General features: G+C 41.1%; 20 protein-coding genes and 2 tRNA genes. 13 read left to right on the top strand and 9 right to left on the bottom strand.

The features are described from left to right. The first annotated feature begins 39 nt into the window (after nucleotides 1-39). Both fabI and gstA read left to right on the top strand, forming a co-directional pair. Complete coding sequence (gene fabI, locus FE392_RS12850) at nucleotides 40-828, top strand: enoyl-ACP reductase FabI (RefSeq protein ID WP_319930610.1); 789 nt, start codon at nucleotides 40-42, stop codon at nucleotides 826-828. A 183-nt stretch (nucleotides 829-1011) separates the two neighbouring features. Then, nucleotides 1012-1620: a glutathione transferase GstA gene (gene gstA / locus FE392_RS12845; protein ID WP_319930633.1), complete on the top strand. Its 609-nt coding sequence runs from the start codon at nucleotides 1012-1014 to the stop codon at nucleotides 1618-1620. A 151-nt stretch (nucleotides 1621-1771) separates the two neighbouring features. On the opposite strand, the gene pdxY is transcribed toward gstA, so the two are convergent. The 4 genes from pdxY to anmK all read right to left on the bottom strand — a co-directional run bounded on the left by pdxY (nucleotide 1772) and on the right by anmK (nucleotide 6379). Next, nucleotides 1772-2650, bottom strand: coding sequence for a pyridoxal kinase PdxY (pdxY, locus tag FE392_RS12840; protein WP_319930609.1), 879 nt, complete (start codon nucleotides 2648-2650; stop codon nucleotides 1772-1774). A gap of 306 nt (nucleotides 2651-2956) precedes the next feature. Beyond that, a complete protein-coding gene (gene tyrS / locus FE392_RS12835; RefSeq protein ID WP_319930608.1) occupies nucleotides 2957-4228 on the bottom strand; it encodes a tyrosine--tRNA ligase in 1272 nt (423 codons plus the stop codon). A gap of 209 nt (nucleotides 4229-4437) precedes the next feature. Beyond that, nucleotides 4438-5091, bottom strand: a complete 654-nt coding sequence (pdxH, locus tag FE392_RS12830; protein ID WP_319930607.1) for a pyridoxamine 5'-phosphate oxidase — start codon at nucleotides 5089-5091, stop codon at nucleotides 4438-4440. Between the two features lie 178 nt (nucleotides 5092-5269). Next, nucleotides 5270-6379, bottom strand: a complete 1110-nt coding sequence (gene anmK / locus FE392_RS12825; RefSeq protein ID WP_319930606.1) for an anhydro-N-acetylmuramic acid kinase — start codon at nucleotides 6377-6379, stop codon at nucleotides 5270-5272. Nucleotides 6380-6738: 359 nt separating this feature from the next. On the opposite strand from anmK, the gene FE392_RS12820 reads away from it, so the two are divergent. Beyond that, complete coding sequence (locus FE392_RS12820; protein ID WP_319930632.1) at nucleotides 6739-7212, top strand: outer membrane lipoprotein; 474 nt, start codon at nucleotides 6739-6741, stop codon at nucleotides 7210-7212. 75 nt (nucleotides 7213-7287) lie between these two features. Here FE392_RS12820 and slyA read toward each other — a convergent pair whose 3' ends face one another. Together slyA and FE392_RS12810 are read right to left on the bottom strand one after the other, a co-directional pair. After that, nucleotides 7288-7725, bottom strand: coding sequence for a transcriptional regulator SlyA (slyA, locus tag FE392_RS12815; protein WP_092509432.1), 438 nt, complete (start codon nucleotides 7723-7725; stop codon nucleotides 7288-7290). 683 nt (nucleotides 7726-8408) lie between these two features. After that, nucleotides 8409-8648, bottom strand: coding sequence for a DUF1289 domain-containing protein (locus tag FE392_RS12810; RefSeq protein WP_319930605.1), 240 nt, complete (start codon nucleotides 8646-8648; stop codon nucleotides 8409-8411). Between the two features lie 299 nt (nucleotides 8649-8947). On the opposite strand from FE392_RS12810, the gene gloA reads away from it, so the two are divergent. Both gloA and rnt read left to right on the top strand, forming a co-directional pair. After that, a complete protein-coding gene (gene gloA, locus FE392_RS12805; protein ID WP_319930604.1) occupies nucleotides 8948-9355 on the top strand; it encodes a lactoylglutathione lyase in 408 nt (135 codons plus the stop codon). Nucleotides 9356-9551: 196 nt separating this feature from the next. Beyond that, nucleotides 9552-10211: a ribonuclease T gene (gene rnt / locus FE392_RS12800; RefSeq protein ID WP_319930603.1), complete on the top strand. Its 660-nt coding sequence runs from the start codon at nucleotides 9552-9554 to the stop codon at nucleotides 10209-10211. A gap of 56 nt (nucleotides 10212-10267) precedes the next feature. Here the strand turns inward: rnt and FE392_RS12795 are convergent, their stop codons facing one another. Then, nucleotides 10268-10651 carry a Grx4 family monothiol glutaredoxin gene (locus tag FE392_RS12795; RefSeq protein WP_319930602.1) on the bottom strand — a complete coding sequence of 128 codons (384 nt, stop codon included), beginning with the start codon at nucleotides 10649-10651 and terminating at the stop codon, nucleotides 10268-10270. A gap of 464 nt (nucleotides 10652-11115) precedes the next feature. Here FE392_RS12795 and sodB point away from each other — a divergent pair, with 464 nt between their 5' ends. Then, on the top strand, nucleotides 11116-11694 hold the full coding sequence (sodB, locus tag FE392_RS12790) for a superoxide dismutase [Fe] (RefSeq protein ID WP_319930601.1): 579 nt from the start codon (nucleotides 11116-11118) through the stop codon (nucleotides 11692-11694). Between the two features lie 548 nt (nucleotides 11695-12242). Beyond that, nucleotides 12243-13268 (top strand): HTH-type transcriptional repressor PurR, encoded by a 1026-nt coding sequence (purR, locus tag FE392_RS12785; RefSeq protein WP_319930600.1) that lies wholly within the window; start codon nucleotides 12243-12245, stop codon nucleotides 13266-13268. 3 nt (nucleotides 13269-13271) lie between these two features. Here purR and punR read toward each other — a convergent pair whose 3' ends face one another. Next, a complete protein-coding gene (punR, locus tag FE392_RS12780; protein WP_319930599.1) occupies nucleotides 13272-14180 on the bottom strand; it encodes a DNA-binding transcriptional activator PunR in 909 nt (302 codons plus the stop codon). A 123-nt stretch (nucleotides 14181-14303) separates the two neighbouring features. Between punR and punC the strand changes: the two genes are divergently transcribed. Further along, nucleotides 14304-15485: a purine nucleoside transporter PunC gene (gene punC, locus FE392_RS12775; RefSeq protein ID WP_319930598.1), complete on the top strand. Its 1182-nt coding sequence runs from the start codon at nucleotides 14304-14306 to the stop codon at nucleotides 15483-15485. Between the two features lie 313 nt (nucleotides 15486-15798). After that, nucleotides 15799-16950, top strand: a complete 1152-nt coding sequence (gene cfa / locus FE392_RS12770; protein ID WP_319930597.1) for a cyclopropane fatty acyl phospholipid synthase — start codon at nucleotides 15799-15801, stop codon at nucleotides 16948-16950. 165 nt (nucleotides 16951-17115) lie between these two features. On the opposite strand, the gene FE392_RS12765 is transcribed toward cfa, so the two are convergent. After that, entirely contained in the window at nucleotides 17116-17760 is a 645-nt protein-coding gene (locus tag FE392_RS12765; RefSeq protein WP_319930596.1) for a riboflavin synthase subunit alpha, read from the bottom strand. A gap of 350 nt (nucleotides 17761-18110) precedes the next feature. On the opposite strand from FE392_RS12765, the gene FE392_RS12760 reads away from it, so the two are divergent. From FE392_RS12760 to pykF, 4 genes are all read left to right on the top strand, one after another. After that, on the top strand, nucleotides 18111-19484 hold the full coding sequence (locus FE392_RS12760; RefSeq protein WP_319930595.1) for an MATE family efflux transporter: 1374 nt from the start codon (nucleotides 18111-18113) through the stop codon (nucleotides 19482-19484). A 175-nt stretch (nucleotides 19485-19659) separates the two neighbouring features. Continuing rightward, nucleotides 19660-19736, top strand: a tRNA-Val gene (locus FE392_RS12755). Nucleotides 19737-19766: 30 nt separating this feature from the next. Beyond that, a tRNA-Val gene (locus FE392_RS12750) sits at nucleotides 19767-19843 on the top strand. A 497-nt stretch (nucleotides 19844-20340) separates the two neighbouring features. Further along, nucleotides 20341-21750, top strand: coding sequence for a pyruvate kinase PykF (gene pykF / locus FE392_RS12745; protein ID WP_319930594.1), 1410 nt, complete (start codon nucleotides 20341-20343; stop codon nucleotides 21748-21750). Nucleotides 21751-21774: the final 24 nt, after the last annotated feature.

The following is a 21774-nucleotide window of genomic DNA, read 5'->3' as shown; positions in this document are numbered from 1 at the left end:
CATTGGTGTTTGCTCACAAAGAACAATAAGGATACTGCTATGGGTTTCATGACCGGCAAGCGCATTCTCATTACTGGCGTCGCCAGCAAACTGTCTATCGCTTATGGGATTGCTAAAGCAATGCACGATCAAGGAGCAGAGCTGGCTTTTACCTATCAAAATGACAAGCTGAAACCTCGTGTCGAAGAGTTCGCTGCATCACTGAATTCTAATATCGTTCTGCCATGTGATGTTGCTGAAGATGAGAGCATCGACTCATTGTTTGTTGAGTTGGGTAAAGTATGGCCTAAATTCGATGGTTTTGTTCACTCCATCGGATACGCACCTGCTGATCAACTTGATGGTGATTATGTTAATGCTGTTACCCGTGAAGGTTTCAAAATTGCACATGACATCAGTGCATACAGCTTTGTTGCGATGGCAAAAGCATGCCGTAACATGCTGAATCCTAATTCTGCCCTGCTTACCCTGAGCTATCTGGGTGCAGAACGTGCGATCCCTAACTATAACGTGATGGGTCTTGCAAAAGCTTCTCTGGAAGCAAACGTTCGTTATATGGCAAATGCAATGGGCGTTGAAGGCATTCGCGTTAACGGTATTTCAGCTGGCCCAATTCGTACTTTGGCGGCTTCTGGCATTAAAGACTTCCGTAAAATGCTGGCGCACTGCGAAGCGGTGACACCTATCCGTCGTACCGTTACGACAGAAGATGTTGGTAATGCTGCTGCATTCCTGTGCTCTGATCTGGCTGGTGGCGTTACTGGTGAGATCCTGCATGTTGACGGCGGCTTTAGTATCGCTGCCATGAATGAGCTAGAACTGAAATAAGATCGATAGCTGATTGACCTACTCAATAAGCCCGGTTGTTTTTATTACACTGGGCTTATTCCTCCCCTTTGCTCCCTGCTTAACATCTTGACTTCTAAATAAAAGATGGCTACTGTTTTTTGTTTTATTGTATCCAAAATTAACATACCCACAAAAATTAAAGGCTTAATTAAGGAACAAGTTATGAAACTATACTATACACCGGGAGCTTGCTCACTCTCCCCCCATATCATTCTTCGTGAAACAGGTTTGGATTTCAGTATGGTAAAAGTGGATTTGATAAATAAAAAAACTGAAAGTGGTGCTGATTTTCGTGCTATCAATCCCAAAGGAAAAGTACCTACAATTCTGCTTGATAATGGCCAAATACTCACGGAAGCGACTGCCATTCTTAAATATATTGCCGACCAAAAACCTGATAGTAACCTACTCGCACCGACAGGCACAATGGAGCATTACCATCAAATAGAATGGTTAAGTTTCATATCCAGTGAATTACATCAAAATTTTGCGCCCCTGTTTCCAATTATGGCGGCACCCCAAGCCGCTATCGATATTGCGATAAAAAAGCTGAAACTTCACTTTGCTTATATTGATAGCATCTTAGCAAAACAGCCTTATATCGCTGGGGATCATTTTACCGTTGTAGATTCTTATCTATTCGTCATTATTCTGTGGGCACGCACCACAAAGTTAGATATTTCTGAATTGGTATATGTAAACGCTTATAGGGATAAAATTAAGCAACGTCCCCATGTTCATGATGCTCTAATAGCAGAAGGCTTGATTTAAATTAATTATGGCTGATTTCAGATAGATATTCTTTCAATATTGTTTGCTTCCGGTACGGCCGTACCGGAAACTTAATTTGAGAGGTTACCTGTCCCTATGGATATCACGAATTTCAAGCCGCGGCTTGAAAGTGACGAGTAACCGGGATATGTCAGTCAATTTGTGATGCGCTGACATGATATGTTGGTACAACCATTTTGTCTTGTGCGGCTGCCAACTGTAATTCGTATTCTCCGCTTTTTTGCGTTTCCAGCATAACTTCATAGACAGCGGCAGTTACATGCTCTAATGCTGCTTGTAGTTCTGTGTTTCCTAAAGATGGGCTTTTTAGTAGATTCACCAGGAATAAACCACTGGTTAAATCGCCAACACCAACAGGTTGACGCGCTCCTGTATCGATCAATGGACGGCTAATATACCAACTATGCTCTTTGGTCACTAGCAGCATTTCGAAACAATCTGTTTTATATCCTGCACGGCTAAGATGTTTCACCAGCACAATCTTTGGGCCTTTTTCGCATAATTCACGCGCCGCAGAAATTGCTTGTTCTACATTTTCAATTGTTCGTGCAGATAATATTTCAAGCTCTAATAAATTAGGTGCAATAATGTCACTGACAGGCAATGATTTTTCACAATGGAATTCCGCCACTCCTGGCGCAACAATACACCCTTTTTCCGGATGGCCCATAACCGGATCACAAAAATACCAAGCCTCGGGATTAGCTTGCTTAACCTGTTTCACGATATCAAGAATGCGATCTCCCTGCTCGGCAGAGCCGATATAACCACTCAGTACGGCATTACAGGATGCAAGTTTATTTATTTCACCAATTCCTTGCGCTATTTCAGTCAGATGCTCTGGTGGCATCACACAACCACGCCATTGGGGATATTGAGTGTGGTTAGAAAACTGAACTGTATTTAATGGCCATACGTTCACTCCCATACGATACATCGGAAAAACAGCTGCGCTATTTCCTGCATGACCAAAAACAACGTGAGACTGAATTGAAAGAATGTTTTTCATGATAAGGCCTAGTTTATTATTTTTTGATTCGCAGATGGCTTATTAAGGTATCGTTTATACCCTTCGTCTTTCGAATTACCTCTTTTTTGGCGGCACTCATTCACTTCAATCCCCGTTTTTACAAACATCCGGTTATCTATGCTCCTGAGAATGAATGAAAGGCTCCTGCCTTTCGACCTTTGGCTGGGCAAATTCGTTCCCGACGAATTTGTCACTCCCTTGCCGCCACAATGCAACTCGAAATCATTGGGCATACTTTAAGGGCAACATTACTGTTGCCCTTAATAAAACTTTTGCTTTTGTGAATTATTTCCAGTTAATCAGGCAATAATGTTTTTTACCACGACGCAGTAACGTATAGCGCCCAAATAAACGATCAGAATCCGCAAATACATACATTGGTTCAGATTGCTTTTCACCATTGATGGAAACGGCGTTAGAACTGATCATGGTACGTGCTTGCCCGCGAGAAGGAACAAATTCAGCGCTGACCAATGCTTGTTGCAAATCAGCCTCTTTTTCAAGTTCAATCGCAGGCATACCATCTTGTGCTAATTGCGCAAAGTCATCTTCGGTTAAATCAGCAACAGCCCCAGAGAATAAGCTTTCAGTAATACGCTTCGCCGCTGTCAGCCCTGCTTCACCATGTACCATACCTGTAACTTGTTCTGCCAGTACGTATTGAGCGCGTGGTGCTTTACCGCTGTTCTTATCTTCTTGCTCAAGCGCATTGATTTCTTCAATGTCCATGAATGTAAAGAATTTCAGGAAACGATAAACATCTGCGTCTGCTGTGTTGATCCAGAACTGGTAAAATTTATATGGGCTGGTTTTCTTTGGATCCAACCAAACTGCCCCACCTTCTGTTTTACCAAATTTGGTACCATCTGATTTGGTGATCAGCGGTACTGTCATACCAAACACTTGTTTCTGGTGTAAGCGACGAGTCAAATCGATACCTGATGTAATGTTGCCCCATTGGTCTGATCCCCCAATTTGCAGTTCAACACCATATTTGCCATTCAGGTTTGCAAAGTCATATGATTGCAATAGATTGTAAGAAAATTCAGTATATGAAATACCAACATCGTCACGGTTCAAACGCTGTTTTACCGCTTCTTTGTTAATCATTTGGTTAACAGAAAAATGCTTACCGATATCACGTAAGAAAGTCAGCACATCCATTTCGCCAAACCATTCATAGTTATTGGCTAATTCTGCACCATTCTCGCCTTCAAAACTGAGGAATGGTGATACTTGCTTACGAATTTTCTCAACCCACTCTTGAACGGTGTCTTCTGTGTTCAATTTGCGTTCTGTTGCTTTAAAACTTGGATCGCCAATCAAACCTGTCGCGCCACCAACCAATGCAATAGGCTTATGCCCAGCAAGTTGGAATCGTTTTAAACACAGCAAAGGAACCAGATGGCCCAAATGCAAGCTATCAGCGGTAGGATCGAAGCCACAATAGAGAGAAACCGGACCTTGCGCCAGTCTCTCAGCTAACGCTTCCTCATCCGTTACCTGGGCAACAAGGCCCCGCTCTTGCAGTTGTTTAATCAGGTTATTGCTAGACATCAATGACTCCATCGGTTTGTATATTTTACCTATATATCTATATAAGTATCTCGTTATAAATCGCGTGCTATAGCATAAAACGCCAGTAATATAAGTGCCAGTATTAAAAACAGTAATTATCCACTCAAATTATCAAGCCTTTACTTTATAGGCTGTAATTTGAAAGCGACCGCATACCATCGGGCATTTCAGGCCTAAAGACTCTCTTGCTAAGGAGCTAAACGGTCAATATGCCACCCATTACCTTCACGCTGGTACAGAAAACGGTCATGTAAACGGTTAGCCCCTCCTTGCCAGAATTCTACTGAATCAAACTCGACTTTGAATCCCCCCCAAAAGCTGGGTAACGGAACTTCACCATTTTGGAATTTTTGTTTCAATTCCAAAAATTTTCCTTCCAGAATGCCCCGGGCAGAGATCCGTGAAGATTGTTGAGAAGCCCATGCTGCAATTTGGCTATCTCTTGGGCGACTATGAAAATATTTTATAACTTCAGTCGGAGATAAGCGCTCAGCCTTACCAAGAAAACTAACCTGCCGTTCCAACTGATACCAAGGGAAATGAAGGCTGATTCGATTATTCTGGGCTAAGTGTTTTGCCTTGCGACTACCAAGGTTGGTATAAAAAACTAAGCTGCGGGCGTCAAAATGTTTTAGTAAAACGATACGCTGATAAGGTTGCCCATGCTCATCTACCGTAGCAATGCACATCGCAGTTGGATCACTGAGTTTGGCGTCACAGGCCTGCTTCAACCAATGCTCAAAAAGTTCTATCGGTTCTTCTGTAAGATCTTTGCGCCTTAACCCACCACGTATATATTCGCGACGCAATTCTGCGATAGCCATTTCATTATATTCTGACATTTTTAGCTCTCGATTCTTTTATGGGTATTAGCATATCACTATATATTTGCAACTAATTGTCATTTGCGACCAACTTCTATTTGCAATTAAATGCTATTTGCGATCAATTGTCATTCACAATTAGCTGCTATTTACTATTAACAATCATGTTTAACTTATTGCTAATTGCTCAAATAAGTTATTTAACTACGGGATAAATTGCGCCTAAAATTGTTTCTCTATCTGCACCTGTTACTGATGGCAGATTACCAGACAACCCAGACATTGTTCTAAATGCCAGCCAAGCAAATGCCAAGGCTTCCATATCGTCACCACTCAATCCATATTTATCGGTCGTGGTCACTTCAGTATCCGGCAATAACTCTGACATCCGACTCATGACACGTGGATTCCGTGCACCGCCGCCACAAACTAAAAGACGCTCACATCCACCACTTAATATAACTTGCTCAACAATGCTTACAGCCGTTAATTCAGCCAATGTTGCCTGTACATCTACTGGCGTGACATCTGGAAAATCAGCCAGTTGTTTTTCCAGCCATGCCATATTGAAGTATTCTCGACCTGTGCTTTTTGGTGCAATTCGTGCGAAATAAGGATCAGAGAGCATTTTCTGAAGCAAAGGCTCAACAACGGTGCCTTCACTAGCCCATAATGCATCTTTATCATAAGGCTGCTGCTTGTGCCGCCAAGTCCAGGCATCCATCAACATATTGCCAGGCCCAGTATCATACCCTTTTACAGCTGAATTAGGCAGTAATGCAGAAATATTCGCAATTCCACCAATATTAAGAATAACGCGCCGTTCTGTAGGATGCCCCAGTACAGCCATGTGGAATGCCGGAACCAATGGCGCACCCTGACCGCCATAAGCCATATCACGCCGCCTGAAATCACCGACGGTTGTAATATTGGTGAGCGCTGCAACGCGGTTATTGTCGCCGATTTGCATAGTAAAAGGTTTTTCGCCATCAGGCTCGTGCCAAACTGTCTGGCCATGGCACCCGATGGCCGTAATATCACTTGCACTCAGCCCTGTTTTATTCAACAGCCCTTGTACTGCTTCAGCAAAAAGCGTACCGAGTTCATAATCAAATCGCCCTACCATTGATAAAGTTGTTTGCTGCCCCTGACAGATAGAAAGCAATTGCTGTTTAAGTTCTTGTGGGAAAGGATGATTATAACTTTCTTGTTGGATAACAACTTTATCACTGATTTCTGCCAAAATAACATCAACACCATCCATGCTAGTGCCAGACATAACACCAATATAACGTCCTGATTTCATGAATACTCTCCTATTTAAAGAATGGATTACATTTAGCAAGTTGATACTTCTAATCACGAGCAAACTATAAAACACATCTATTTGGACTATATATGTTTACTGATTAATAGCGGGGATAAAATCTGAGTTTTGGAAAGCTCTTCACAAAACATGCTAAACTCTTGGTTAGGAATTATTCCTTTAAGAGTACGCTATAGGCATTTGTTACATACAAATATATAGTCTTTATGATTAGCAGATTTATTAATCTTCTGCTAACCATAAGTTCTCTACTGGGAGTTTTCTGCTAACAGTAGCGCATGCTTGATAGTCAGTTTATTATCAAGCTTCCCTATCGGGCATTAAATTTAGGAGTGACTATGTTTAAACGTTTCCTGGTTGGTGCAGTTGTAGTAACAACATTGTCAGGTTGTGCAGACATGGGAGCGCTTTCTAGTGATACTTATTCGATTGGTCAAGTCAAACAGGCTCAGGCCGTAACCTATGGCACTATTCTGTCTGTACGCCCTGTCACTATTAAAGGCAGTCAAGCTGGAGATCCTAATATGTTAGGTCTCATTGGTGGGGCTGTTTTAGGCGGGTTATTGGGTAATACAGTCGGTGGCGGTTCAGGTCAAAGACTCGCTACGGCTGCCGGTGCCATTGCTGGTAGTATGGCTGGTCAAGGGATTGAAGGATACATAGACCAAACGAAAGGTGTTGAGCTAGGAGTTCGTACGGATAGCGGAAAAAACATCATCGTGGTGCAGAAATTAGATAAAGTTCCATTTAGCAGAGGACAACGCGTCAAGATTGCTGGTAGCGGAGATTCTCTCACTGTATCACCTCTCTGAAAAACTCAGAGAATACAAAACCAAGAAATCGCGGCTGATCAAGATCTGGACCGCGATTTTATTATAGGTTAATTTTTATATTACCTGTTTATGTAATTGACTGATGTTTTTTTCAATTTTTTTTATTACAGAAGCAAGTAGGATTAACTCATCGTGAGTAATTCCCTCCAAAATTTCTTTCCTTGTCGAATCAATAACACTATCCACTTCTTGGATAAAAGTTTCCGATTCCCCGGTTAATTTGATTCTTTTAGCTCGTCGGTCATTGGCACATGTATGACGTGTAATCAGTTTCTTTTCTTCTAATTGATCAAGAGTTCTTACCAGAGATGGTTGTTCAATACCAATAGCTTTCGCGAGCTGTATCTGTGATTGCTCTGGTGGTAGCTGACTAATATTGTATAAAGTAACCCAATGTGTTTGAGTTAATTTCAACGGTTTCAAACGATGATCAATTAAAGCGCGCCAAACACGGACTAAACGTGCTAGGTCTGATCCCAATGTCAATTCCAATTACCCCTCCTTATAATTAGAGACTCATATAACATCAATGAATTATCCAATCAGTTTATTCATATGAATAATGGATACGCACTCTATATCATGCTTATACATTTAGCAGAGTCAGATATTTCGCTAATTACTTAATTAGTGTGTCGCGTTGGCTTGTTACTTAAAGTTGACATCTTCGTCGCTCTAAAAAGCGAAGTTCTATGGCGCACCGAATAAATTCGCGCATTAATCCACCAACGATATAAACTGTATAAAATAATCCTCCAACTAAACTATTCTAATTTTAAATATCAACAAAAAAAATACAAACCCTCAAAATATATACATTTCCACTCGGTTAAAGTTCTATAAGAATAACCGCCATCCAAATACTAATCTATATATTTTTACATTAATATCATTTTTCTCTTACAGAGAACGTCCATTTTATTATAAATAATATATAAAACAACAAGATAAAAAAACAGCTCTTTTATCGAACAATAAATAATTCTTTAATAAGAAATTTTTACTTAAATACTGAAACCGGCCAGCGAAGCCGATATCTAAAATTAACTTAAGTCAAATTAAAGAAATATAATACACGCATTACATCATTTATTGCTGGTAACACTTTTTATTTTTCAAGCAATCCTAAATTATTATTCACCTAATTGACACTTTTCGATCAATTCAGAATAAAATTAAAATAAATCAGGTTGTCTCGGCATAATATCTTTACCTTCTCTTTTTAATGTTAATATTTTTAGATATCTCTGATGACATAACCGCAATATTTTTCTTTTCTCACTATTCGATAACTTCATCCATGTAAATCGTTCTTCTCTGCTCCGATAACACCCTCGGCAAAAACCACGAGAATCAGATTCACAAATTCCCCGGCAGGGATTTGGAATAGCAAAAAATTCTAATTGTTCAGCCATTTGATCCTCCTGCACTCAGATTCATCAACCTTTTCCATATGGAGGTTTCTATGTGGTCAGTATATGACCATAAGATAACAATTAAAAATAAAATAATAACAAAACGAAACTAAATAAACGGCAGGACAAATTGAATTATTTTATGCAGACAAGTGTTATAGTTGATTAGGCGTATACGGCTAGGACTACTGTGTTAAATTATAGTAACTTGTTCATATTTAAGACTATATTTGCAATAAAGCCATGCTGTACAATAAGCAATGTTTCGCAATAAAACTAATAAAGATCAAGAGGTAATCATGCGTTTACTCCATACAATGATCCGTGTTGGCAACTTACAACGCTCGATTGATTTCTATACTCAAGTAATGGGCATGCGTTTACTTCGTACCAGTGAAAACCCTGAGTATAAATATTCTCTCGCATTTGTTGGCTATAGTGACGAAAGTGAAGGCGCAGTTATTGAGCTGACTTACAATTGGGGTGTTGAAAACTACGAAATGGGAACTGCGTTTGGGCATATTGCCTTGGGTGTTGATGATGTCGCTGCAACTTGTGAGCGCATCAAAGTTGCTGGTGGCAATGTAACCCGTGAAGCTGGGCCAGTCAAAGGTGGTACAACTGTCATTGCATTTGTTGAAGATCCTGATGGCTATAAAATAGAACTCATCGAGAACAGCAGCGCAAGCAATGCGTTAGGAAATTGATTATTTATTCCTTTCAATCCCCAATAGATTTCAAAATGTAACTTGCAGTATACAAACAAGATTAAAAAGGGCGTATTTTCTTGCCCTTTTTAATTAGGTCAGCATTACCCCTGCAAGATGCGCCAAATTTTGTCATAATACTTGCTATTCCAGAGTTAAAAACAAAATCCTGAAGTTATTAAGAACTGAAAATCAGATGTCTAATAAAAACGATCAAAACTTGCTAAGTGGACGCTTTCGTGGCTATTACCCCGTTATCATTGATGTCGAAACTGGCGGGTTTAATGCACGTACAGATGCTTTACTTGAAATCGCTGCAATTACTTTAAAAATGGATGAAGAAGGCTGGATAATGCCTGCTGATACGCTGCATTTCCACATTGACCCTTTTGAAGGTGCCAACCTTGATCCTGCTGCACTGGCATTCACCGGTATTGATCCCACAAATCCCCTACGGGGTGCGGTCAGTGAATACACTGCCCTGCATGCTATTTTCAAAATGATCCGCAAGGGTATGAAAGAGACGAATTGTAACCGTGCAATTATGGTTGCCCATAATGCCAGTTTTGATCACGGTTTTGTTATGGCCGCTGCTGAACGTTCCAGTTTGAAACGCAATCCATTCCATCCGTTCGCGACTTTTGATACCGCAGCACTTAGTGGATTAGTCCTTGGTCAGACAATTCTAGCCAAAGCTTGTATCACTGCGGGAATACCGTTTGATAGCACCCAAGCACACAGCGCACTTTACGATACTGATCGCACTGCCTTACTTTTTTGCGAACTCGTCAATCGCTGGAAGCGACTCGGCGGTTGGCCATTGCCTTCCGAACCTTCCACTGAAAACGATTCCTAAAGTATCAGACCCCGTGCTTATTGCAGGCACGGGGTCTGGTTTATCATTTCAGCAGATTATTCTGCAGACTGCTCACGATATTTATCAGCAGTCTCCTTGATCAGAGCCTGTAATTCACCATTCTGATACATGGCCATCAGAATGTCACAGCCACCAACCAGTTCGCCGTCAACCCAAAGTTGAGGGAATGTCGGCCAGTTTGCATATTTAGGCAATTCAGCGCGGATATCAGGATTTTGTAAAATATCCACGTAAGCAAAACGTTCACCACAAGCAGACAAAGCCTGTACTGCTTGCGCCGAGAAACCACAGCTTGGCAATTTTGGAGAACCTTTCATATACAGCAGGATTGGGTTTTCTTTAATTTGGCGCTCAATCTTCTCAACGATCGCCTTAGTTGTATCAGTAGCGGTGTTAGTATTGGTATTAGTTGTCGTCATTTTTGCTTCCTTAAAACTGCAAGCACTATTTTCAGAATCAGAAAAGATTGATTTAGAATACCACTTTATACGCTCATTTTTCTACAGAGAACTTTCTGGAGCCAATTTTCACTATAAAGTTTCGTCATGACACGGCCTTACCATAGTCCATTTTTACTATAGGACAGTACGTTTTTGCTAAGGTAAGTGTTTGCCATGATGTGCCTCAACAGCAATTGAGACAAATAACCATTCAATATTTCTATTCCAACTAATCACATTAACTACATCAAATACATCAGATAGTTTAGATCTACGCCAACTTCTGCCAAATAGCATCTTTTTCCCTGTTATTTGACAGAAAAGTTGTTAAGATAATTACCAAAATAGCAACAAGATAATAATCCTAAATTTGCCCTGACCATGATTAATCTTAAAAATCATGGCTACAGAGCTGAAAACCCGATATTAAAAAGGAGCATGCAATGTCTTTTGAATTACCAGCATTACCTTATGCCAAAGATGCCCTGGAACCACACATTTCTGCAGAAACTTTGGAATATCACTACGGCAAACACCACAACGCCTACGTTGTAAATCTGAATAATCTTATCAAAGATACTGAATTTGCCGGAAAATCCCTGGAAGAAATCATCAAAACATCTGAAGGCGGCGTTTTCAATAATGCTGCACAGGTTTGGAACCACACTTTTTACTGGCATAGCCTGTCACCAAATGGCGGTGGCGAACCAACTGGAAAAGTAGCGGATGCCATCAACAATGCTTTCGGTTCTTTTGCTGAGTTCAAACAACAATTTACTGACGCTGCACTGAAAAACTTTGGTTCCGGCTGGACATGGTTGGTCAAAAAAGCTGACGGAAGTTTGGCTATCGTCAGCACTTCCAATGCAGCAACTCCATTGACTGGCGAAGATAAGCCAGTTCTGACCGTCGACGTTTGGGAACACGCATACTACATCGATTACCGTAATGCCCGCCCACAATATCTGGAGCATTTCTGGGCTTTGGTCAACTGGGCATTTGTTGAAGAAAACCTGGCTTAATAAGATTGATTCTTATGCCAGTTTGAAATGATAAGGGCTGGTTTTCTTCCATTCTCTGATTATGAATGTCAGAAAACCAACCCTAAATACAAACGGTGTTATACGTCAATTATTTTTCTAGCTCTCAATTAATAAGACAAAGGCTTGCCAGAAAGACAATCATGATTAATGCGCTACCGGCAGCCAACAATCCCAACTTCAGATCTGTATCCATAGAACATCCTCAATGTGAAAAGCAAGATACCTAACACCATAATTTTAGATGGTTATTTACTGCATTGTTTGTAAATTATACTACCAACTTAAATTCATACTCTTTATAACATCGATTATCACTTTCACTTTTGAGCTAGATCAGACAAAATTCAATGTTTATCGCTAAATTGTTGCCAACCCATCACCTCATATATAAATATGTTGGTAAACGATTAACAATTATCTATATTTCAAGTTAAAGCGTATCGACAAGCAGATACGGCGAATCAATCAGCAACTTGAAAAGTTAGAATATATAAATTTAGACCATAAGGTCAGGAGTCCTTTTTATCATGGCAACGATTAAAGATGTGGCCAAACGCGCTGGTGTTTCTACCACAACCGTATCCCATGTTATCAATAAAACCCGTTTCGTCGCCGAAGATACTAAGGCTGCAGTTTGGGCTGCTATTAAAGAACTGAACTATTCTCCCAGTGCCGTTGCCCGTAGTTTGAAAGTTAACCACACAAAATCCATCGGATTATTGGCAACATCCAGCGAAGCCCCCTATTTTGCTGAAATCATAGAATCTGTTGAAAATAGTTGCTACAGCAAGGGTTACACTCTGATTTTATGTAATTCCCATAATAACCTTGATAAACAAAAAGCATATCTTGCCATGTTGGCGCAAAAACGCGTAGATGGTTTGCTGGTTATGTGTTCAGAATATCCTGAACAACTTTTAGGCATGTTAGAAGACTATCGCAATATTCCTATGGTAGTAATGGATTGGGGTGAGTCCAGAGGGGATTTTACCGATGCCATCATCGACAATGCCTTTCATGGCGGTTACTTGGCTGGTCGCTATCTTATTGAACGCGGGCACCGTGATATTGCTTCCATTCCTGGCCCATTGGCAAGAAATACAGGTGGCGGGCGTCACCAAGGCTTTCTCAAGGCGCTGAAAGAGGCCAATATCGCTATTCGCGATGAGTGGATTGTGCAAGGTGATTTCGAACCAGAATCAGGTTACCAAGCTATGTGTAAGATCCTAAATCAGAAACACCGCCCAACAGCTGTTTTTTGCGGGGGCGACGTCATGGCAATGGGAGCAATCTGCGCCGCTGATGAATTAGGTTTGCGTGTACCACAAGACATTTCCATTATTGGTTATGACAATATCCGAAATGCCCGCTATTTTACCCCAGCATTGACAACCATTCACCAGCCCAAAGAACGGCTGGGGCAAATGGCTTTCTCAATGCTACTGGATAGGATCGTCAATAAGCGTGAAGATGCACAAACTATTGAAGTTCACCCACGCCTTGTTGAACGGCGCTCCGTCGCAGATGGGCCTTTTATCGATTACCGTCGCTGACAGTTAGTTTTCTTGCAACCATTCAGCATTAAGTGTTTCACTATCCCCGAGATAATCAAATAACCAACTTAATGCTGGTGAATGGCTTTTTTGCGACCATACCAAGCAGCATGGGCTATCAGGCAATGGTTGTTCAAGTTCAAGTGCTGTCAGTTTTCCTTTGCGGATAAGAGGCAATGCACGATGTTTGGGCACCATTCCAACACACAAACCATCCATCAGGCAATTCAACCCTGCATCCCAATCAGGGACAACCAGTCTCCGTTGGTTATCCAACGCCCATGTATCCCTTTTAGGCAAACTGCGTGAAGTATCTTCAAGACACAAACTGGGATAAGGTCGCATTTGATCGTCATTTAATTTCCCCGATATTGACGCCAATTCATGCTCAGGGCTGACGACACATAACCAAGGCATGAATCCCATGTCCCTGAAGTTATATCGTTCACCAACGGGAGATGCCCGCGTTGCACCAATCGCAACATCCACCCGTTCATTCACCAGCGCATCCCATACCCCATTGAAAACCTCGGGGTAAATAAACAGCTCAATATCGGGAAAATGCCGATAAAAATCGAGAATGAGCCGGAGAGTTCTCTCAGGTTTCACTACCCTGTCCACGGCAATGCTAAATTGCCCCCGCCAACCATTGGCAACTTGCTGGCATTGATGCCGAGTGTGATGCATTTTTTTGATAACAGAGCGAGCTTCTTTGACAAAAATGGCTCCCGCTTCAGTTAAGTCCACGTCACGGTGACGTCGCTCAAATAGAGGTACTGCCAGCCATTCTTCAAGCTGTTTTACTGTATAGCTTACAGCAGAAGGTACACGATGAAGTTCTGATGCTGCCGCACTGAAACTTCCTGTTCTGGCAACAGCATCAATAACTTCCAGAGAGTATTCAGACCACATATATCTTCCTTTCAATTTTTTTCACAGCATGGTGCAAATATTACCGTTTCACAAGTAAAAATCATGCCATATAGAATAAGTCGGGTATTCTTTTATCAATTACCACATCAAGTTACGAACACCATGGCGACAAATAAAAATTCAATTCCATTTATGTTTTATCTCGCTGGCCTGAGCATGCTCGGTTATTTGGCTATCGATATGTATCTGCCTGCTTTTGGTGCAATGAAAGTAGATTTGGATACCTCAGAAAATGCCATTAGTGCAAGCCTCAGTATTTTTCTTGCGGGTTTTGCTTTTGCTCAGCTCTTATGGGGGCAATTGTCAGACCGCATAGGCAGAAAGCCTGTACTTATTATCGGATTATCTCTGTTTTCCATTAGCTGTTTGGGTATGATTTGGATAACTGATGCGACACAATTGCTTGTCTTGAGATTTATTCAGGCGGTAGGTGTTTGTTCCGCAGCGGTTTCTTGGCAGGCGCTGGTCATTGACAGGTACGATGCAGAGCGCGCTAAACGTGTTTTTGCCATGATCATGCCTTTAGTTGCCCTTTCCCCTGCCCTGGCTCCATTGTTAGGCGCATGGTTATTGTCACACGCTGGCTGGAAAATCATTTTTCTTGTTTTAATGATCGTGACACTTTTATTGTTGATACCAACATTTTTCCTAGCCAAGAAAAACAAGAGCACTGAAGTCAATGTCAATGAGAAATCAATTTCTTTCTTCGCATTGCTCCGTTCACCTGTCTTTAGCGGTAACGTGTTGATTTATGCTGCTTGCAGTGCTGGTTTTTTTGCTTGGCTGACAGGTTCACCAATAATTCTGGAAAATATGGGCTATAACCCTACCGATATTGGGTTGAGTTACATTCCTCAAACTCTGGCATTTATGATCGGTGGATATGGTTGTCGCATCCTGCTGGAAAAAGTGAAAAGCGAAACGGTATTTCCATTCCTGCTGATTGGTTATTCGGTGAGCATGTTCATCATTTATTTGCTTTCCGTTTTAAATGAACCTTCATTTATGGCTATTTTGGTTCCATTTTGTATCATGGCTGCAATGAACGGCGCATCCTATCCAATTGCTGTGGCTAACGCACTTTCTGTTTACCCCAATAGCAGTGGCAAGGCCGCCGCATTACAAAATGCTCTGCAACTGGGTCTGTGCTTTTTCGCAAGTATGATTGTTTCTATTTTTATGAATAATCCTCTCCTTTCGACAACAACAGTTATGGTTTCCACTATTGTGCCGATGGCGTTTGGCTATTGGTTACAAAAGAAAAAAACCAAAAAAAATGATTAAGCAAATAATGCTATTTTTTAAAAAATAATATCTAAGAACATTATTATCTAAAGGTCACGCTAATGTGTGACCTTTTGTCGATTGTTTAAATGTTGTTTCACTCATATACTCATACCGATTCATTATTCTAAAAACTTGGAACTTGAGGTTTTTCAGGGCAGTGAAGCTCCCTTTCATTTCAGGATGAAAATACCGTTCGCGGTTTTTTATAGTTTTCTCATCATTTCCAGATAAGTTTATATAGCTTTAACATAATAAAAATCAGCTAAAAAGTGATACCTCAAAATTCCACCACACAAATGTTGGAGAGTATATGAGTTCATCTTTCGTTGAAGGTAAAAACACAACAACTGACTCTTGGCATCGAATTGCTCAGGAATTACTTCAGGAAGCTGATATTGAAATCAACGGCAAGCGCCCTTCCGATATATGCATAAAAAACCCTGACTTTTATAAGCGGGTATTAAAAGAAGGTTCTCTGGGGCTGGGTGAAAGTTATATGGATGGTTGGTGGGAATGTGATCGCCTTGATATTTTCTTTCATAAAATATTACGGGCTGGTTTAGAACATCGTATACCTAAAAATGCCAAAGATATTTTAAGAATAGTTACTTCTCGCATATTTAATTTACAGTCTCCTAAAAGAGCTTGGATTGTCGGCGAAGAACACTATGACTTAGGCAATGATCTTTTTACCCACATGCTTGATCCTTATATGCAATATTCCTGCGGTTACTGGAAAGATGCTGACACATTGGAAGAGGCTCAAACCCATAAGCTTCGTCTGATTTGCGAAAAATTACAGCTTTCCCCCGGCATGACATTATTGGATATTGGTTGTGGATGGGGTGGCTTAGCCGCTTATGCTGCGAAAAACTACGGCGTCTCTGTTACTGGTGTGACGATTTCCGCAGAACAGCAGAAATTTGCCCAAGAGCGTTGTCAGGATCTGGATGTAAAAATTATTCTTGAAGACTACCGGAATTTAAATTTTCAGTTTGATCGCATTGTTTCCGTCGGTATGTTCGAGCACGTTGGTCCCAAAAATTATGCCAACTATTTTGATATTGTGAAAAAAAATCTGAAACCTGACGGAATATTCCTTCTCCACACCATCGGTTCCAATCGTGATAAATTGGGAACCGATGCCTGGATCACAAAATATATTTTCCCAAATGGCTGTTTACCATCAATATCAAAGATAGCCAAGGCAAGTAATGGAAAATTTGTGATGGAAGACTGGCACAATTTTGGTGCCGATTATGATCGGACACTCATGGCATGGTATGAGCGGTTTATTGCCAGTTGGCATGAAATTGAAGATAACTACAGCCCACGTTTCAAACGGATGTTCAGTTATTATCTGAATGCCTGTGCAGGTGCATTCCGTGCCAGGGATATTCAATTGTGGCAGGTTGTTTTCAGTCCGCGAGGTATTGAGAAAGGGTTAAGAGTCCCTAGGTAGAAAACGTCTCTGAGAGAGCTAAAAAGCTACAGAAGAACAATTTCTGTAGCTTTTATATTTTGGAGTGATATAGCTATAACATCATTGCTATTACTCCCTGATTACTGTGCTTTGTATTACGGTAATTTAAGGCGATTTGAATTCACGGTAATTCAATAAGATTTTTTATTGCTCTTCCGCTTGAATCAATAATTTTGTTTGTTCTTGTTGTGCCATAACCCGTTCAACGGTATCTACAACCGCCTGAGTTTGTGGATCAATTTCAATATTGATTTTTGCCCCAAGACGCTTTTTACCCAACGTTGTACGTTCTAACGTTTCTGGTATTAAATGCACACAAAAGCGATTATTTACAACATCGCCAATTGTCAGGCTGATCCCATCAATACCGATAAAACCTTTATGCAGGATATACTTCATCAGCTGTTTATCGTGAACTCGAAACCAAATTTCATGGTTATTTTCTGAAGTAAATATCTTTGCAATTTCAGCAGTTGTAATGATATGGCCAGACATCAAATGCCCGCCAATTTCGTCACCAAATTTGGCTGCCCTTTCCAAATTGACGATATCGCCAACTTTAAGTTCACCAAGGTTAGTTAACCGCAGCGTTTCTTTCATCAGATCAAAACTAACTAAATCACCATCAATTTTAGTCACTGTTAAACAGCAACCATTATGGGAAACAGAAGCCCCCGTTTCAATTCCGGGTAATAATTCAGCCGGAAATTTAACGGTATGGATCCGAAAGTGCGTTTTTTCTTCAATGGCAACTATCGGTGCTTTTCCCTGAACGATACCTGTAAACATGCGAACCTCTTTAATCATTTCACATAGCAAGTTAGTTTAACCTACCCACTGTTTTTAAACACTATCACTTTAAACACTATCATTTTAAACAGCATTACTTTAAACACTATGCAACATATTCACTGCTTCACTTATAGTGCTGTATTACTTTCGAGCACCACTGTACATGAGGATAAGCATAGTTAAAGCGTCACTTATTGAGTATAAGCATCGTACTACAATTGGATTAATAAAAATGAGTCCTATACAATGCGATTGCTTATAAGCGATACCTTTCGACTACTATCGTTTGCTCGCAAAAGTATTACTTGTTTTTTCAATTAATTATCAATTAAATAAAGGTGTAGTACGTGCAGAAATATTTAAATGAAGCGCGTAGTTTGCTCGCTTTGGGGATCCCCGTCATCATTGCACAATTTTCACAAACTGCAATGGGGGTCGTCGATACAGTCATGGCCGGTAAAGCCGGTGCAATTGAAATGTCAGCTGTTGCCGTAGGCACATCAATCTGGCTACCTACTATCTTATTCGGTCAAGGTGTATTGCTCGCTTTAACCCCGATAATTGCGCATATGAATGGCTCTGGTCAGAGGAAAAAAGTTTCCGGGCAAACTCAACAAGGTTTTTGGCTGGCGACATTCCTTTCTATCTTTGTTATTGCGTTATTGTATAACAGCCAATTCATTATCGAAGCGCAACATAATATTGATCCTGCATTAGCCCAAAAGGCGACAGACTTTATTCACGCCATCATGTGGGGAGCACCCGGCTATCTGTTTTTTCAGGTTTTGCGCAGTCAATGTGAAGGATTGTCGAAAACTAAGCCAGGCATGGTCATCGGTATTACCGGGTTATTGGTTAATATTCCCGTTAACTATATTTTCATTTATGGTAAATTCGGTGCACCAGAATTAGGTGGTGTCGGTTGTGGTGTTGCAACAGCGACTGTTTATTGGGTAATGTTCCTGCTGCTTCTGGCTTATGTTAAATGTTCCCCCAGTCAAAAAGACATCCAAACATTTAACAACTTTTCGGCACCCAAGTGGTATACCCAGAAACGGATTATATTACTTGGTTTACCTATTGCCCTTGCGATGTTCTTTGAAGTTACCCTGTTTGCGGTTGTTTCATTGTTGGTTTCTCCACTTGGCGTGGTCGCCGTTGCGGGTCACCAAATAGCCCTCAATTTCAGTTCAATGATGTTTATGTTCCCTCTGTCATTGGGGATCGCTGCAACTATCCGTGTTGGCTATAATCTGGGTAAAGGATCAACCGAAGGCGCTAAAGTCGCGGCTTATACCAGTCTGATTGTCGGTTTGATTATTGCCTGTGCGACTGCAACTTTCACGGTACTGTTCAGTGAAAAAATCGCGTTTATGTACAACGACAATACCGAAGTTGTCATTCTTGCCTCCCATTTAATGCTGTTTGCTGCAATTTATCAGCTTTCAGATGCCATTCAGGTTATTGGATCAGGTGTATTGCGTGGCTATAAAGACACGCGTTCTATTTTCTTTATCACCTTGATTTCTTATTGGCTTTTCGGGATGACCAGTGGCTATATCCTGGCACTGACTGATTATGTTACGGAACCAATGGGGCCACAGGGATTCTGGATTGGGTTCATCATTGGTCTCACTGCCGCAGCATTTATGATGGGTTATCGGATTATGTGGACACAAAAACAACCTGTTCAGTTTGTTTTGAATCGATCCTCTCATTAATTCAATTGCTGATAATTTCGTACATCAAATTATCAGCATTAAGGGAGAAAGCTGTAAATTCGTTCTAAAAGATGTAAATGCGAGCAGTTGAACAAGAATTTGCACTTTTTCCCTTGCCAGAATGCGCAGTGCCCGTTAATATTCGTCCCCGTTGTCAGCCACAGAAATTTAGATTGCGTCCGTAGCTCAGTTGGTTAGAGCACCACCTTGACATGGTGGGGGTCGGTGGTTCGAGTCCACTCGGACGCACCAAATTTCAGACTGAAACAAAAATTCTCAAGTGCGTCCGTAGCTCAGTTGGTTAGAGCACCACCTTGACATGGTGGGGGTCGGTGGTTCGAGTCCACTCGGACGCACCATATATCATTCAACCCTGTTTTTCTTCTGCTTCCTCGTTATATTATTTTTCTACCCTCTCCATTTCCTGTTCATTTACTTACACTAAATGTCCTCCAATTATTTTCTCACTAAAAATTCAATTACATCCTGTTTGCGCAACAACTCTCTGATTTCTTTAACATGAGCTGAACTGTTGCCCCTTTTCCTCATATAAATCTTTTCAAGAACCATTTTTTTGATTCATTTCACAGAAATTAGTCTCTATAATACGTCCCTATCATAAGTTGAATGGTTTCAGCCAATTGATTTACCGAACTCAGAAAAAACCACAGATAATTAATTGCTTCCAGTTCGCATACCTGCGTATGTCTGGCTGTGCGCTAAAAAACCATTTGACGCGTTTTGCCATCCTTTTCCATTATGTTGCGCAACTTACAATACCAGGCGATTGTTGGCATAAATGTCAATGGTTGGCGATTCACTCTTTTAATCCATTAAAACCAGTAGATAGATTGTCATGAAAAAAACCAAAATTGTTTGTACTATCGGGCCAAAAACAGAATCCGAAGAGAAATTGACGGAGCTGCTAAACGCAGGCATGAACGTAATGCGTTTGAATTTTTCTCACGGTGACTACGAAGAGCATGGTCAACGTATTAAAAATATTCGCGCAGTCACAGCGAAAACAGGCAAAAAAGCAGCAATCCTACTGGATACTAAAGGTCCTGAAATCCGCACCATGAAACTGGAAGGCGGTAATGATGTATCCCTTACTGCAGGCCAGACCTTCACCTTTACAACAGACAAATCCGTCATCGGCAATCAAGAACGCGTAGCCGTGACTTATGCTGGGTTGCCGGCTGATTTGGCTCAAGGTAACACTGTTCTTGTTGATGACGGCCTGATCGCCATGAAAGTCAAACAAGTCACTGAAACTGAAGTCATCTGCGAAGTATTGAACAATGGAGATTTGGGCGAAAATAAAGGTGTTAACCTGCCAAATGTTTCCATCAACCTTCCTGCACTGGCAGAGAAAGATAAACAAGATCTGGTATTCGGTTGTGAGCAAGGCGTAGATTTCATCGCAGCATCTTTCATCCGTAAACGTGCCGATGTACTGGAGATCCGTGAGCACCTTAAAGCACACGGTGGCGAACATATTCAAATTATTTCTAAAATTGAAAACCAGGAAGGTCTGAACAATTTCGATGAAATTCTTGAATCATCAGACGGTATCATGGTTGCTCGTGGTGATCTGGGTGTCGAAATTCCTGTAGAAGAAGTTATCTTCGCACAGAAGATGATGATCGAAAAATGTAATGCGGCACGTAAAGTTGTGATTACTGCAACCCAGATGCTGGATTCCATGATCAAAAACCCACGCCCTACCCGCGCTGAAGCCGGTGATGTTGCCAATGCCATTTTGGATGGTACTGATGCGGTTATGCTTTCTGGTGAAAGTGCTAAAGGGAAATACCCTATTGAAGCAGTTTCTATCATGGCAACTATCTGTGAACGTACAGATCGCGTTATGAATAGCCGCATTGAAAGTACTAAAACCCAGAAACTGCGTGTTACCGAAGCAGTCAGTCGTGGCGCTGTCGAAATTGCAGAAAAACTGGAAGCGCCACTGATTGTCGTGGCTACCTATGGCGGTAAATCTGCAAGATCTATCCGTAAATATTTCCCTAACGCTCCGATTCTGGCGCTGACCACGAATGAAATCACCGCTCGCCAATTGTTGCTGGTCAAAGGCGTTTCTACTCAGATAGTCAAAGAAATTGCTTCTACTGATGATTTTTACCGTATCGGTAAAGAAGCAGCTCTGGCAAGTGGAATGGCGCATAAAGGTGAAGTCGTCGTGATGGTATCCGGTGCGCTGGTACCAAGCGGTACAACCAATACCTCTTCTGTTCACGTGCTTTAAATTTTTGTTAATTAATTTCTGAAA

Source organism: Xenorhabdus santafensis, assembly GCF_033949405.1.
GTDB lineage: Bacteria > Pseudomonadota > Gammaproteobacteria > Enterobacterales > Enterobacteriaceae > Xenorhabdus > Xenorhabdus santafensis.
The sequence above is the reverse complement of the archived record's forward strand: the minus strand, read 5'-3'. Positions and strand labels throughout refer to the sequence as shown.

Bases quoted from the DNA above. Each gene is read 5' to 3' on its own strand.
- punR (WP_319930599.1), bottom strand. From the start codon at position 14,180: ATGTGGTCTGAATACTCTCTGGAAGTTATTGATGCTGTTGCCAGAACA.
- punC (WP_319930598.1), top strand. From the start codon at position 14,304: ATGGCGACAAATAAAAATTCAATTCCATTTATGTTTTATCTCGCTGGC.
- FE392_RS12795 (WP_319930602.1), bottom strand. From the start codon at position 10,651: ATGACGACAACTAATACCAATACTAACACCGCTACTGATACAACTAAG.
- FE392_RS12820 (WP_319930632.1), top strand. From the start codon at position 6,739: ATGTTTAAACGTTTCCTGGTTGGTGCAGTTGTAGTAACAACATTGTCA.
- anmK (WP_319930606.1), bottom strand. From the start codon at position 6,379: ATGAAATCAGGACGTTATATTGGTGTTATGTCTGGCACTAGCATGGAT.
- sodB (WP_319930601.1), top strand. From the start codon at position 11,116: ATGTCTTTTGAATTACCAGCATTACCTTATGCCAAAGATGCCCTGGAA.
- FE392_RS12810 (WP_319930605.1), bottom strand. From the start codon at position 8,648: ATGGCTGAACAATTAGAATTTTTTGCTATTCCAAATCCCTGCCGGGGA.
- pykF (WP_319930594.1), top strand. From the start codon at position 20,341: ATGAAAAAAACCAAAATTGTTTGTACTATCGGGCCAAAAACAGAATCC.
- FE392_RS12765 (WP_319930596.1), bottom strand. From the start codon at position 17,760: ATGTTTACAGGTATCGTTCAGGGAAAAGCACCGATAGTTGCCATTGAA.
- purR (WP_319930600.1), top strand. From the start codon at position 12,243: ATGGCAACGATTAAAGATGTGGCCAAACGCGCTGGTGTTTCTACCACA.
- pdxH (WP_319930607.1), bottom strand. From the start codon at position 5,091: ATGTCAGAATATAATGAAATGGCTATCGCAGAATTGCGTCGCGAATAT.
- gstA (WP_319930633.1), top strand. From the start codon at position 1,012: ATGAAACTATACTATACACCGGGAGCTTGCTCACTCTCCCCCCATATC.
- tyrS (WP_319930608.1), bottom strand. From the start codon at position 4,228: ATGTCTAGCAATAACCTGATTAAACAACTGCAAGAGCGGGGCCTTGTT.
- fabI (WP_319930610.1), top strand. From the start codon at position 40: ATGGGTTTCATGACCGGCAAGCGCATTCTCATTACTGGCGTCGCCAGC.
- gloA (WP_319930604.1), top strand. From the start codon at position 8,948: ATGCGTTTACTCCATACAATGATCCGTGTTGGCAACTTACAACGCTCG.
- pdxY (WP_319930609.1), bottom strand. From the start codon at position 2,650: ATGAAAAACATTCTTTCAATTCAGTCTCACGTTGTTTTTGGTCATGCA.
- rnt (WP_319930603.1), top strand. From the start codon at position 9,552: ATGTCTAATAAAAACGATCAAAACTTGCTAAGTGGACGCTTTCGTGGC.
- cfa (WP_319930597.1), top strand. From the start codon at position 15,799: ATGAGTTCATCTTTCGTTGAAGGTAAAAACACAACAACTGACTCTTGG.